This window comes from Pseudomonas sp. Irchel s3f7 (assembly GCF_900187615.1).
Classification (GTDB): Bacteria; Pseudomonadota; Gammaproteobacteria; order Pseudomonadales; family Pseudomonadaceae; genus Aquipseudomonas.
Genome location: NZ_FYDO01000004.1, coordinates 200,711 through 213,091, shown reverse-complemented (window position 1 = coordinate 213,091; position 12,381 = coordinate 200,711). Strand labels below are relative to the sequence as shown.

At 61.6% G+C, this 12,381-nt stretch carries 10 protein-coding genes; 7 read left to right on the top strand and 3 right to left on the bottom strand.

The window, feature by feature from the left end; all coding sequences use genetic code 11:
- The first annotated feature begins 75 nt into the window (after window positions 1-75).
- Together CKW19_RS05150 and CKW19_RS05145 are read left to right on the top strand one after the other, a co-directional pair.
- Window positions 76-1,959: a feruloyl-CoA synthase gene (locus tag CKW19_RS05150; RefSeq protein WP_095056893.1), complete on the top strand. Its 1,884-nt coding sequence runs from the start codon at window positions 76-78 to the stop codon at window positions 1,957-1,959.
- Window positions 1,956-3,209, top strand: coding sequence for a thiolase family protein (locus CKW19_RS05145; RefSeq protein WP_095056892.1), 1,254 nt, complete (start codon window positions 1,956-1,958; stop codon window positions 3,207-3,209). Before CKW19_RS05150 ends, CKW19_RS05145 begins: the two co-directional genes overlap by 4 nt.
- A 150-nt stretch (window positions 3,210-3,359) precedes the next feature.
- Here the strand turns inward: CKW19_RS05145 and CKW19_RS28705 are convergent, their stop codons facing one another.
- On the bottom strand, window positions 3,360-3,521 hold the full coding sequence (locus CKW19_RS28705) for a hypothetical protein (protein ID WP_159953413.1): 162 nt from the start codon (window positions 3,519-3,521) through the stop codon (window positions 3,360-3,362).
- Here CKW19_RS28705 and CKW19_RS05140 point away from each other — a divergent pair.
- Window positions 3,502-4,602, top strand: a complete 1,101-nt coding sequence (locus CKW19_RS05140) for a polyamine ABC transporter substrate-binding protein (RefSeq protein WP_095056891.1) — start codon at window positions 3,502-3,504, stop codon at window positions 4,600-4,602. The two genes, CKW19_RS28705 and CKW19_RS05140, sit on opposite strands and share 20 nt — an antisense overlap.
- Window positions 4,603-4,650: 48 nt before the next feature.
- Here the strand turns inward: CKW19_RS05140 and CKW19_RS05135 are convergent, their stop codons facing one another.
- Complete coding sequence (locus CKW19_RS05135; RefSeq protein ID WP_095056890.1) at window positions 4,651-5,691, bottom strand: AraC family transcriptional regulator ligand-binding domain-containing protein; 1,041 nt, start codon at window positions 5,689-5,691, stop codon at window positions 4,651-4,653.
- A gap of 71 nt (window positions 5,692-5,762) precedes the next feature.
- Between CKW19_RS05135 and CKW19_RS05130 the strand changes: the two genes are divergently transcribed.
- Window positions 5,763-6,677: a LysR family transcriptional regulator gene (locus CKW19_RS05130; protein ID WP_095056889.1), complete on the top strand. Its 915-nt coding sequence runs from the start codon at window positions 5,763-5,765 to the stop codon at window positions 6,675-6,677.
- 154 nt (window positions 6,678-6,831) lie between these two features.
- Here the strand turns inward: CKW19_RS05130 and CKW19_RS05125 are convergent, their stop codons facing one another.
- The gene (locus CKW19_RS05125) at window positions 6,832-7,749 is read right to left on the bottom strand and encodes a LysR family transcriptional regulator (RefSeq protein ID WP_095056888.1); all 918 of its coding nucleotides are present in this window, start codon (window positions 7,747-7,749) and stop codon (window positions 6,832-6,834) included.
- Window positions 7,750-7,846: 97 nt separating this feature from the next.
- On the opposite strand from CKW19_RS05125, the gene CKW19_RS05120 reads away from it, so the two are divergent.
- The 3 genes from CKW19_RS05120 (at window position 7,847) to CKW19_RS05110 (ending at window position 12,268) form a co-directional block, all read left to right on the top strand.
- Entirely contained in the window at window positions 7,847-8,686 is an 840-nt protein-coding gene (locus tag CKW19_RS05120; RefSeq protein ID WP_095056887.1) for an AraC family transcriptional regulator, read from the top strand.
- Between the two features lie 406 nt (window positions 8,687-9,092).
- On the top strand, window positions 9,093-10,919 hold the full coding sequence (locus tag CKW19_RS05115; RefSeq protein ID WP_095056886.1) for a DUF1302 domain-containing protein: 1,827 nt from the start codon (window positions 9,093-9,095) through the stop codon (window positions 10,917-10,919).
- Window positions 10,920-10,930: 11 nt separating this feature from the next.
- Window positions 10,931-12,268, top strand: coding sequence for a DUF1329 domain-containing protein (locus tag CKW19_RS05110; RefSeq protein WP_095056885.1), 1,338 nt, complete (start codon window positions 10,931-10,933; stop codon window positions 12,266-12,268).
- Window positions 12,269-12,381: the final 113 nt, after the last annotated feature.

Sequence of the window (12,381 nt, the reverse complement as noted above, 5' to 3'; positions counted from 1 at the left end):
AATAAGAAGGCTGCAGCCACCACCATGCCCATTCGTGCGGCTTGGTGGTAGCGTGCCTTGATGGAGAACAAGCACGTGAGTTCCGAATTCAGATCGCAACCCCACACCGAAGCCAGCGCGCCGCGCTATCGTCACGTGTCGATCGGTCGCGCCGCGGTCGAGGTGACAGAGCAGCAGGGCGCATTGCACATGCGTTCCCTGGAGCCATTGGCCGAGTGTCCGCCACGACTGCTCGATCGCCTGGTGCATTGGGCCAACGTGCGTCCCGAGCAAACCTTCATCGCCGCCCGCCAGGCCGACGGTGAGTGGCGCCGCGTCAGCTACGCCGAGATGCTCGACAGCGTTCGCGCCATTGCCCAGAGCTTGCTCAGTTATGGCCTGTGCGCAGAGAAACCGCTGGTGCTGCTTTCGGGCAACGACATTGAACATTTGCAACTGGCGTTCGGCGCCCTGTATGCGGGCATTCCCTACTGCCCGGTGTCCCCGGCCTATTCGCTGCTGTCCCAGGATTTCGCGAAACTGCGGCACGTCTGCGACTTGCTGCAACCCGGCCTGGTGTTTGTCAGCGATGCGGCGGCGTACCAGCGAGCCATCGAGGCGGTGCTGCCGGCTGAAACGCCTTTGATCACGGTTCGTGGCCACATCACCGGGCGCAGCCAGGTCAGCTTTGCCAGCCTGCTTGAACAACCGGGTGCTGCCGAGGCCGAAGCCGCGTTTGCCGGTACGGGACCGGACAGCATCGCCAAGTTCCTGTTCACCTCCGGCTCGACCAAACTGCCCAAAGCGGTGATCACCACCCAGCGCATGCTGTGCTCCAACCAACAGATGCTGTTGCAGACGTTCCCGGTGTTCGGCGAAGAACCGCCGGTGCTGGTGGACTGGCTGCCGTGGAACCACACCTTCGGCGGCAGTCACAACGTCGGCATCGTGCTGTACAACGGCGGCAGCTTTTATCTGGATGACGGTAAACCGACGGCGCAAGGTTTTGCGCAAACCCTGCGCAATCTCAAAGACGTGTCGCCGACCGCCTACCTGACCGTGCCCAAAGGCTGGGAAGAATTGGCTTCGGCGCTGGAGCAGGACGCCGAATTGCGCGAGATTTTTTTCAAGCGCATCAGTCTGTTTTTCTTCGCCGCGGCCGGTCTGTCGCAAAGCGTCTGGGACCGCCTCGACCGCGTCAGCGAACAGCATTGCGGTGAACGTATCCGCATGATGGCCGGGCTCGGCATGACCGAGGCTTCGCCGTCCTGCACCTTCACCACCGGGCCGTTGTCCATGGCCGGTTATGTCGGCCTGCCGGCACCCGGTTGCGAGGTGCGCCTGGTGCCGGTGGACGGCAAGCTGGAAGGGCGCTTTCGCGGGCCGCACATCATGCCCGGCTACTGGCGCTCACCGCAGCAGACGCGCGAAGCGTTCGACGCGCAGGGCTATTACTGTTCCGGTGATGCGCTCAAGCTTGCCGATCCGCGTGATCCGCAATTGGGGCTGATGTTCGACGGGCGCATCGCTGAAGATTTCAAGCTGTCGTCCGGGGTGTTTGTCAGCGTCGGGCCTTTGCGAAATCGTGCGGTGCTCGAAGGTTCGCCGTATGTTCAGGACCTGGTGGTGACCGCGCCGGATCGCGAGTGCCTGGGCGCGTTGGTGTTTGCGCGGATGTTCGAATGTCGACGGCTGTCAGGGTTGGCGGCGAGTGCCAGCGACAGCGAAGTGTTGGCCAGTGCGCCGGTGCGCGAGTGGTTCGCCGATTGGTTGCAGCGGCTCAATCGCGAGGCCACGGGCAATGCCAGTCGGCTGGAATGGATCGCCTTGCTCGACGAGCCGGCGTCTATTGACCGGGGTGAAATCACCGACAAGGGCTCGATCAATCAGCGTGCGGTATTGCAGTGGCGTGCGGAAAAGGTCGAGGCGCTGTATCGCGGGCTCGATCCGAGCATTTTGCGCGCGGGTGCGAAATCATGAGCGCTAACGGGCGGTATTCGGCTTTTGCCGATGCGGCGATTTTCGATGCGCTGCGCACGCCGTGGGTGGACCTCGGCGGTGCGTTGGCCGAGGTTTCGCCGATCGACCTGGGCATCAAGGTCGGACGCGAAGTGCTGGCCCGCGCCAATGTCGATCCGCTGGCGGTCGACAGCGTGCTCGCAGGCTCCGTGGCCCAGGCCAGTTTCGATGCCTACATGCTGCCTCGGCACATCGGCCTCTACAGCGGCGTGGCGCAATCGGTTCCGGCGTTGGGGGTGCAGCGTATTTGTGCCACCGGCTTCGAACTGCTGCACCAGGCCGCCAGGCAACTGGATGACGGCGTGCAACTGGCGCTGTGCGTGGCCGCCGAATCGATGTCACGCAATCCGATTGCGGCCTACACCCATCGCGGTGGCTTTCGCCTGGGTGCCGAGGTGCAGTTCAAGGATTTTCTGTGGGAGGCACTGTACGACCCGGCTCCCGGTGTCGACATGATCACCACCGCCGATAACCTGGCGCGGCGTTATGGCTTGAGCCGCGACGCCGTGGACGCCTACGCGTGTGCCAGCCATCAGCGCACATTCGCGGCGCAGCAAGCGGGGTGGCTGGCGCCCGAGATCGTTGCCGTGAGTGCTCAAACCTTTGAGCTGCCAGGCTATCAGCCGCGCAGCATTCGCCTGCCACGCGGCATCGAAGCGGTGAGTGAAGACAGCCATCCGCGCCCCGGCGATGTCGCCGCACTGGCCCGGTTGCGCGCCGTGCACGAAGGGGGCGTACAAACCGCCGGCAACAGTTGTGCGGTGGTCGATGGTGCCGCAGCGGCGCTGGTCGGATCGGCTTCGGCCTGTCGGGATACGCCGCTGGCGTTGCTGCGAGCGAGCGCCGTGGTGGGGGTGGCGCCGGAGTTCATGGGCATCGGTCCGGCACCGGCCATCCGCCTGTTGTTGCATCGCAGCGGTCTGAATCTGGATCAGATTGACCGCTTCGAAATCAACGAAGCCCAGGCCGCCCAAGTGCTCGCCGTGGCGCAGGCGCTGGAACTGGACTGTTCCCGACTCAACGTCCACGGCGGCTCAATTGCGCTCGGTCACCCGTTGGCCGCCAGCGGCTTGCGCCTGGTGATGACCCTGGCCCGGCAACTGCGCGCACACAACCTGCGTTACGGCATTGCCGCCGCCTGTGTCGGCGGCGGGCAGGGCATGGCGGTGCTGATCGAGAATCCGGCCTGGCGCGCTTTGCCAGGGTTGTAGCCAGCGCAGCTCAATCACTGAATCGGGTGTCACTGCGATGATGGGTTCGCCTCATCGGGACGGTGGCATCCATCCGGACAGCAAAATTGGCCATTACGATCCCCTTTTGGCCAACCCCACGCTGTGCTCCGGCCACCCCGTCGGCAAGAATCAGGCACCGGTTGCCGATAGTGCAACGACCACCCAAACCACAACTAGAATCTCCAGATCCTTGCCCTTGGCCATTTTCAAGGCCGCTGCCGTGTACAGAACATAAAAACCATCGAACTCACGCCACACTTGGGGAAAATCCATGGACACAATGAAACGCATACTGGGCGCCGCTGTTTGCGGGTTGTCGCTGCTGGCCAGTGCCGTGCAGGCAGAACAGCGCGAGTTGCGCGTGTACAACTGGGCGGATTACATCCTGCCGTCCGTGCCCAAGGATTTCGCCAAGGACACCGGGATCAAAGTGACCTGGGACACCTTCGACACCAACGAATCCCTCGAAGCCAAGTTGCTGACCGGTAACTCGGGCTACGACCTTGTAGTGCCGTCGAACCAGTTCATCGAAACCCAGATCAAGGCTGGCGTGTTCCAGAAACTCGACAAGTCGAAACTGCCGAACTGGGCGCACCAGGACCCGGCCCTGCTCAAGCTGCTGGACAAGAACGACCCCGGCAACCAGTACGGCATGCCTTACATGTACGGCACCGTGTTGATCGGCTTCAACCCGGCCAAGGTCAAGGCGGCATTGGGCGAAAACGCGCCGGTGGACAGCTGGGACCTGGTGTTCAAGCCCGAGAACATGGAAAAGCTCAAGTCGTGTGGCGTAGCGATGCTCGATTCACCGTCGGAAATCCTGCCGATCGCCCTGCATTACCTGGGCCTGGACCCGAACAGCCAGAACCCGGATGACTACGAAAAAGCCAAGGCGCTGTTGCTGAAGGTTCGGCCTTACGTGACCTACTTCAACTCGGCCAAATACATGACTGACATCGCCAACGGCGATATCTGCGTCGCCATCGGCTACTCCGGCAGCTTCTATCAATTCGGCAATCGCGCCAAAGAGGCGGGCAACGGCGTTGTCGTCGATTGGCGCCTGCCGAAAGAAGGCGCGCCGATCTGGTTCGATACGTTCGCCATTCCAAAAAGTGCGAAGAACGTTGCCGAAGCCCACGAGTTTCTCAATCACTTGATGGACCCGAAAGTGATCGCACCGATCAGCGACTTCCTCGGATACCCGAACGTCAATAAGGATTCGCTGCCGCTGATCAACAAGGAGATCACCGGCAACCCGAACCTGACGCCGACCAGCGAAGCGTTGAAGACGCTCTACGTCGTGCAGCCGTTGCCGCAAAAACTCGAACGTGTCCGCACACGAGTCTGGACCGCCATCAAATCCGATCAATAATCCTGATTACCCTGTCGGGGCGAACCGCATGACGCGGTTCTCCCTACCTTATTTGCTTCGGCGCATCCGGTACACACCCGGCGCACAACCCAGCCACCGCAAACACGCACGGTTGAAACTCTGCACATCGCTGTAGCCCAACCGGTCAGAAATCTCTACCAACTCCAGGTCCGCCGCTTGCAAAAAGTCTTCAGCGCGGCAGCGACGGTATTCATCCAGCAACTCTGAAAAACTCCAGCCCAGTGCCTTCAAGCGCCGGGCTGCAGTGCGTTCGAGCAAATGATGGGCGGCGCAAAACTGCTGCCAGTTGGCATCGGCGAGATCGGCGATCAGGTAGTCGCTGACTTGCTCCAGCAAGGTGGGCTCGCTGTTGCGCCGGGTCTGCTCCAGCAGTTCGACCAGGGTTTGTTCCAGCTCATGATTGCCCGGTGTCAGTGCGATGACGAACAGCTGAGGATCGAGGTGAATCGAATAGTGCGGTTGCTGCCATTGCACGGTGGCGCGCAAGGCGTGTTCATGTTCCTGAGAATTGGCGGGGGCGGGTCCGGGCAGACTGACACCCAGCACCGGATCGCGCTCCAGCCCGCTGGCGAGGAATTTTCGCCGCAACATGCTGCACAGGCTGATGAGGATGTAGTCGGCGGTCGCCGCAGGGGTCTTGACGCTGCCGCAGTCGAGCAGGCGCAACTCGACACTGTTTTCACCGCGCACGATCTGCGCTTGAAAGTGACCGTTGAAAAACGGAAAGAAACGCACGAAATACTCACAGGCGCTGTCCAGTGAGGCAGCCACGTCGAACAGATAGGTCAGACCATTGGTGGCGGTGGAAACGAAGCGCCGACCCGCCGCCAGACCGATCAACGGATCGCCCGTCTGCTCCAGGGCAAACGCCCAAAAGCGTCGCGACATGAACAGCGGTATGCGCATGAACGGCGTGCGCAATTCGAACAGGCTGCGACGAAACAGGTCTTCGATGCGTTCACGGGCAATCCCGCGTGCGAGCAATTCTTCAATGGCCGGCAGCAACGTCGGGGCGTAGAACGCATTGGCTGAGGGTTGAACGTGCAATGGCTGATCGCTTTTTGTCATGTAGGGCTCACAGCTTGTTTCGGAACACTGGTTAGGCTGCCCGACGTTAAGCGATTTGCCGGAGCAAGACCATGCTTGATTTACGCCAGCTCGACCTGAACCTTTTGCTTGCCTTCGATGCGATCTACCAGCAGCGCAGCGTCACCCGTGCCGCCGAGGTGATGTGCCTGTCGCAACCGGCCATGAGCAATGCGTTGCGTCGCCTGCGCGAATTGTGCGGCGACCCGCTGTTCATCAAGAGTCGTCTGGGGGTGACGCCGACACTGGTCGCCCATCGTCTGGCCGATTACGTGCGAGCGGCGCTGGAGTCGTTGCGCGATGGCTTGCGCATGATCCCCGCTGCGCGGCAGAACAACCCGTTGCTGCGCATCAGTTGTCTGGATTGTCTGCAACCGGTGTTGCTCGATGCCTTGCTCGAATCGCCCCACGCCGACTGGCAGGTGCGCTACTTTCAGCCTCGGCGCCGCGACGCCTTGCAGGACCTGGCCAGCGGCAAACTCGATATCCTCATCGACCTCGACCAGCCCCTGGCCGGGCTCGCCGGCCTGCACAAGCAATCGCTGCCGGCCGACCATTACGTGTTCGCTTATGGCGCGGCGCTCAAGGAACCACCGCGTTCCCTGCAAGCCTATCTGGAACAACCGCAGATTCAGATCTCCAGCCGCCGCGACGGGCTCAGCCCGGTGGACTTGCAGCTTGGCCTCAAAGGCCTGCGCCGGACCCTGGCGATGAGCACCCAAAGCACCCTGGCCGCCAAACTGATTGCCGACCGCCAGCCCTTCGGCATGAGCCTGCCGAGCCGTGTCGCCACGGTGCTGGGATTGCAGCAAGTGCCGCTGCCACTGGATGAACCGGTGGAGCTGAAACTGGCGCTGTACATCGAGGCCCGTTACCGCTTCGAACGCAGCCGCGAAGAAGCGATGCATTGCCTGCTGCGCGCCCTGGGCGAGCCGCGGGCGTTGCAGGCGCTGGCACGGCGTGCCTGATTTTCACTTATTCACGTGCGAATAATCATTTGTGGCGAGGGAGCTTGCTCCCGTTGGGACTGCGAAGCAGGCGCCAGTTTTTTGGGGTCGCTGCGCAACCCAGCGCGAGCAAGCTCGCTCGCCACAAATGCGCTGTCAGGCACCGAGATCGCGCTTAATTCGACGCCAGCAAACGCCGGTCAACGCTCAGGATCGCATCGACCATCGCCAGTGCTGCGGGTGTCAGGGAATGCCCGGCGCGGCTGACGATGCCGTAATGCAGTTGCAGGCCGGGATCATCCTTGGGCACGTCGGAGAACTCCAGGAAACAGATCAGGCCTTGATCGACCATTTCAGCCAGGGCTTCCACTGTGGCGATCCCTACCGCGTCGGAGCGCATCACCACGCGGCGAATCGCGTCGAATTGCGCGCACTCCACGCTGGGGTTGAAGTCCGGTTCGCCCTGCACATCGGCCAGTATCTTGCGGATCATCGGCGGGATGCGTGTGCCGACCACCGCATAGTCGAGCAGGGCACGCAGGGACAGGTTTTCACGCTGGGCCAAAGGATGACCGACACGACAAAAAAACCGCCCGCGCCGGGGGCGTAATACGTGCACCTGATACTGCGGATCGCCGGTGAAGTAGCGCGAGTCCGCCACCAGGAATTCGATCTGCTGTTCGCGCAGCCACAACGCCAGTTGTTCCCAATCGCCCTGATCAAAACTGATGCGGATCGCCGGATGCGCCTGGATAAATTCCGCCAGCGCCTCGGGCACCAACAGTTGGGCCGGGTAGGGGCCGCAACCGAATTTCAGCTCACCGCCGGTCAGGCCGTTGTACTGGGTCAGTTCGTTGTGCAACGCCTGACTGCCCGCGAGTAGGCGTCGGGCATGTTGCAGCACCAGCTCACCCTGGCCGGTCAGGCGAAACTCGCGGCTGCTGCGCTCGACGAGGGCGCAATCGAGGTCCCGTTCAAGGGTCTGGATGCTACGGCTGAAGGCAGGCTGGCTGAGATTGATCGCTTCGGCGGCGCGGCCAAAGTTGCGGTAATCGGCCAGTGCCACGAGGTGGCGGAGCTGTCGTAGATCCATCATGCGTCTCCTGCATTCAGCGGATACTTTTAATGCATTGGATCGATATCACAGACACTGGCATAAGTACATGCCTGTCTTCTCGCCGTAGCCTGCCATGACCAGCCAACCGTTTATTTCCAGTGCTTTCACCCGCACCATTCTCAGCCATGCCGGGCAGTCCGGGCTGTGTGAGGAACAATTGCTGGAGCGCGCCGGAATCAGTCTTTCCCTGTTGGACGGGCAGGGGACGCATGTGCCCGCGCATCTGGTCGAACGCCTGTGGAATGAATGCGAACGTGCGGGTGCGGGGGCTTCTTTCGGCTGCGAGTTGGTCAATGGCATGGCGACCACCACGTTGCAGGGCTTGAACATTCTGCTGGACTCCGCCGCGACCCTGCGTGCGAGTCTTGAGTGCTTCACCGAGTTTTTGCCACGGGTGACCAACTACGTGATCGCCGAAGTCGAAGAGACCGCTGAACAGGCGCAGCTGCACCTGCGCAGCGCGGATCGGCAGCCGCACTTTTTTGGCCTGGACGCCGCGACGCTGAGCCTGGTGCGCAACATTGCCCGGCGCCTTGGGCGGGCGCCCGGCGAGGTGTTTGCCAGCGTCAGCCTGACGGCGCAGCAAGCCGCGGGCCAGTGGTTGCGTGGCGTCGGTGTCGATGTGCGCGAAGGGCCGCATCCGTGTCTGAGCCTGCCATTGGCCTGGCTTGATGAAACGCTGCTGGGGGCCAATCCGTTTTTGCATCAGGGCATGTTGCGGCATTGGCAAGCGTCTGCCGCGCAACACAGCCGCAGCGACAGCCTGGAAATGGCGCGGCATTGGTTGACAGCAGGGGATCAGCCTATCGAGCGGATTGCCGAACGCCTTGGGTATCGGCAACCGAGTAATTTTATTCGGGCCTTTCGCAAACAGTTCGGGATTACGCCCAAGCAGTTTCGGTTGGGGTTGTAGCCTTGGCGCCGATCTGGGTTTTGTGACTGTACTTCGAACCTGTAGGAGCTGGCTTGCCAGCGATGGCGGTCTGTCAGCCAACATCAATGTTGGATGCACCGGCCTCATCGCGAGCAAGCTTGCTCCTACAGGCTTGGTGTCGTTCGAATCATTCATGTTCGACGCAAACACTGTAGGAGCTGGCTTGCCAGCGATGGCGGTCTGTCAGTCAACATCGATGTTGGATGCACCGGCCTCATCGCGAGCAAGCTTGCTCCTACAGGTTGGGTGCCGTTCGAATAATTTGTGCATGCACAAAACCCTGAACCAACCCCCAATGATTACTTTTTGTCAGCCATCGCTTGCGTGTCATGGCTGACACTTAGGCACCGTGTCAGAGCTGAGCAACCCTGACCGGAGCCTAATAATGATAAAAAACCGCTCGGCCACAGCCCCAGTCCGCCAACGACTGACCCGGCTTGGCCACACCCGCCCGCAACCCCTTGCACTGGCGGTGCTTGCTGTACTCGCGGGCCCTGCGTCCGCCACCACCTTCGACCTCAACGAAGACTGGAGCCTGTCGACCAAGACCAGTCTGTCCGTGGGCAGCAGCTGGTCCACGCAAAGCCCTGACAAAAGCCTGATGACCCGCGCCAACGCCCTGCAAGCGCAGGGCGTGAGAGCCAATGGCAGCAGCGTCAGTGCCGACGACAACCGGCTGAACTTCGAGGACGGCGACCCCATCTCCCAGGTCTTCAAGGGCCTCACCGATTTCAGCCTCGATGGCCAGGGCCAGGGGGCGTTCGTTCGCTTCAAATACTGGTACGACCATGCTTACGAAACCCGTCAGGGACGCTTCAAGGATTTCGACGATTCGGGTTGGGATGACCTGTCGAAGTTCAAGGGCTTTGAAATGCTCGATGCGTACGTCTGGAAAGATTTCCAGATCGCCGAGCACCCACTGAACGTGAAAGTCGGCAACCAGGTGTTGTCCTGGGGCGAGGCGCTGCTGATCCAGAACGGCATCAACGTGATCAACCCGCTGGATGTTTCCGCGTTCAACCGACCTGGTGTAGAAATCAAGGAAGGCCAGTTGCCAGTGGAGATGATTTCCTTCAGCTTCGGCCTGACCGACACCACCAACCTCGAAGGCTTCTACCAGTACAACTGGCGCCCCAGCGTGCTCGACGGTTGCGGCACGTTCTTCGCCAGCAGCGATGCGATCCAGAAGGGCTGTGGGCCGCTGTACCTGAGCCAGGTGCAGACCGATCAACAGATGCAGGCGTCGGGGTTGTATGCGACGTCCCGTGGCAACGAATCACCGTCCGACAATGGTCAGTTCGGCTTCGCCTTGCGCCAGATGATCCCGGCGCTGAACGATGCCGAAGCGGCGGTCTACTTCATCAACTATCACTCGCGTCTGCCGTACTTCACTCTCGATGCGAAAAACACCGCCATTCGCGGAACCTTCCCCGGCCGCATCCAGGCACCGAGCTACGCGGCGGCGTTTCCGGAAGACATTCGTCTGTACGGCATCAGCCTCAATGGCGTCGAGCCGATCACCGGGATTTCCCTCGCTGGTGAAGTGAGTTATCGCCCGAACATGCCGTTGGCGATCAACGCGCCGGACGTCAACGTTGCGGTGATCTCCGGTGCGGCGGGTAGTTCCTGGGTGCAACTGCCGCCCGGGTTCAACGTCAACCGCGGCAACCGTTTTGACGCGTGGGAGCGCAAGGGCGTATGGCAGGCGACCGCTTCGGCGACCCAGGCCATCGACAACATTCTGGGTGCCACGCGACTGAGCCTGTTTGGTGAAGCCGGTGTCGTGCACATCGACGATCTGGGTGACGAGCGTCTGGGCCGCAACGCCGCGTTCGGCCGCAGTTCGACGCGCAACGGCATACCGTGCAACACCGCCGCCTCGGGCGTAACCAATCAGTACTGCACCGACAAGGGTTTTGCCACCGATTGGTCGTGGGGTTATCGCCTGCGCGCCAGCCTGGAATACAGCGACGTGTTGCCGGGCATCAACCTGATTCCGGCCGTCAACTGGCGGCATGACGTCGAGGGTTATTCGTACGATCCGCAGGGACCGTTCCAGGAAGGCCAGCAAGCGTTGGGCGTCAGCCTGACCAGCGTCTACATGAACGATTACAGCGTGGAACTGGCTTACAACACGTTCTTCGGTTCCAACGACTACAGCACCCTCGACGACCGCGACTTCGCATCCGTCAGCTTCAAGGCAGACTTCTAAGGAGAACCGTTATGCGTATGCAAATGTGCGTGCTGGCCCTGGCCTGCACCGTGGGCCTGGCACAGGCCAAAGGCACCGACTCGGCGGCCCTGGGCAAGACCCTGACACCCATGGGTTCGGAAATGGCGGCCAACGCCGACGGCAGCATCCCGGCCTGGACCGGAGGCCTGACGAGCAACGCCGGCACCGTCGACAGCAAGGGCGGTTACAGCGATCCGTATGCCGCTGAAAAGCCATTGTTCACCGTGACCGCAAAGAACCTGTCGCAGTACGAGAAATTTCTCAGCCCCGGGCAGATCGCGCTGTTCAAGCGTTTTCCCGATACCTACAAGATGAACATCTACCCGACCCATCGCAGCGCCAACCTGCCCAAGGAGGTGCTGGCGGTGAGCCGCGACAACGTCGCCAAAACCAGCATGGCCGATGGCGGTAACGGTTTGCATGACTACGCCAAAGGCATTCCGTTTCCGCTGCCCACCGAAGGTCTTGAGGTGATGTGGAACCACATGACCCGTTACCGCGGCGGCAGTTACGAGCGCATCAGTAGCTCGGCGCTGGTGCGCGAAAACGGCGCCACCAGCTACGTGCGCAACCAGTCGCTGATCAACTTCGCCGACACCGTGGGCGGGCTGGAACCGGGCAACAACGTGTTGTTCATGTTCAAGAGCCGAGTGCTGGAACCGGCGCGTTTGTCCGGTGAAGCGGTGCTGGTGCATGAACCGATCGACCAGGTCGCGGAACCGCGCTCCGCCTGGCAATACCTGCCGGGCCAACGTCGCGTGCGCCGCGCGCCGATGATTGCGTACGACAACAGCGCCCGTTACAGCAACGGCCTGATCACCGCCGACAACATCGACGGCTACAACGGCGCACCGGATCGTTTCGACTGGAAACTGGTGGGCAAGCAGGAGCTGTTCATCCCGTACAACAGCTACAAAATCGGCAGCCGCGACCTCAAGTACGACGCCGTGATCAAACCCAATCACGTCAACCAGGACCTGGCCCGTTACGAGAAACATCGGGTGTGGGTGGTGGAAGCCACCCTCAAGCCTGGCGCCCGGCACATCTACGCCAAACGCCGGTTCTATGTGGACGAGGACAGCTGGCAGATCGCGCAGTCGGACCAGTACGACAGTCGCGGCGAACTGTGGCGCAGCGGCGAACTGCACGCGATTCAGCAGTACGACCATGGCTTCACCTACAACGTGCTGGAAACCTCGTATGACTTGATCTCCGGGCGTTACTACGCCGGTGGCCTGGCCAACGAAGAGACCGAACCGATGCGCGTCGGCTTCGCCGCCAAGACCGACGACTACACCCCGTCGGACCTGCGGCGCTGGGCCAAATAACGCGATTTGCCCAAGTGCACCGCAAACCCCTTTGTAGGAGCCCGGCTTGCCGGCGATGGCGTCCGTAAGATCGCCATCGCCGGCAAGCCGGGCTCCTACAGGGACGGGTGTGT

Bases quoted from the DNA above. Each gene is read 5' to 3' on its own strand.
- CKW19_RS05140 (WP_095056891.1), top strand. From the start codon at position 3,502: ATGGACACAATGAAACGCATACTGGGCGCCGCTGTTTGCGGGTTGTCG.
- CKW19_RS05120 (WP_095056887.1), top strand. From the start codon at position 7,847: ATGACCAGCCAACCGTTTATTTCCAGTGCTTTCACCCGCACCATTCTC.
- CKW19_RS05125 (WP_095056888.1), bottom strand. From the start codon at position 7,749: ATGGATCTACGACAGCTCCGCCACCTCGTGGCACTGGCCGATTACCGC.
- CKW19_RS05135 (WP_095056890.1), bottom strand. From the start codon at position 5,691: ATGACAAAAAGCGATCAGCCATTGCACGTTCAACCCTCAGCCAATGCG.
- CKW19_RS05145 (WP_095056892.1), top strand. From the start codon at position 1,956: ATGAGCGCTAACGGGCGGTATTCGGCTTTTGCCGATGCGGCGATTTTC.
- CKW19_RS05115 (WP_095056886.1), top strand. From the start codon at position 9,093: ATGATAAAAAACCGCTCGGCCACAGCCCCAGTCCGCCAACGACTGACC.
- CKW19_RS28705 (WP_159953413.1), bottom strand. From the start codon at position 3,521: ATGCGTTTCATTGTGTCCATGGATTTTCCCCAAGTGTGGCGTGAGTTC.
- CKW19_RS05130 (WP_095056889.1), top strand. From the start codon at position 5,763: ATGCTTGATTTACGCCAGCTCGACCTGAACCTTTTGCTTGCCTTCGAT.
- CKW19_RS05110 (WP_095056885.1), top strand. From the start codon at position 10,931: ATGCGTATGCAAATGTGCGTGCTGGCCCTGGCCTGCACCGTGGGCCTG.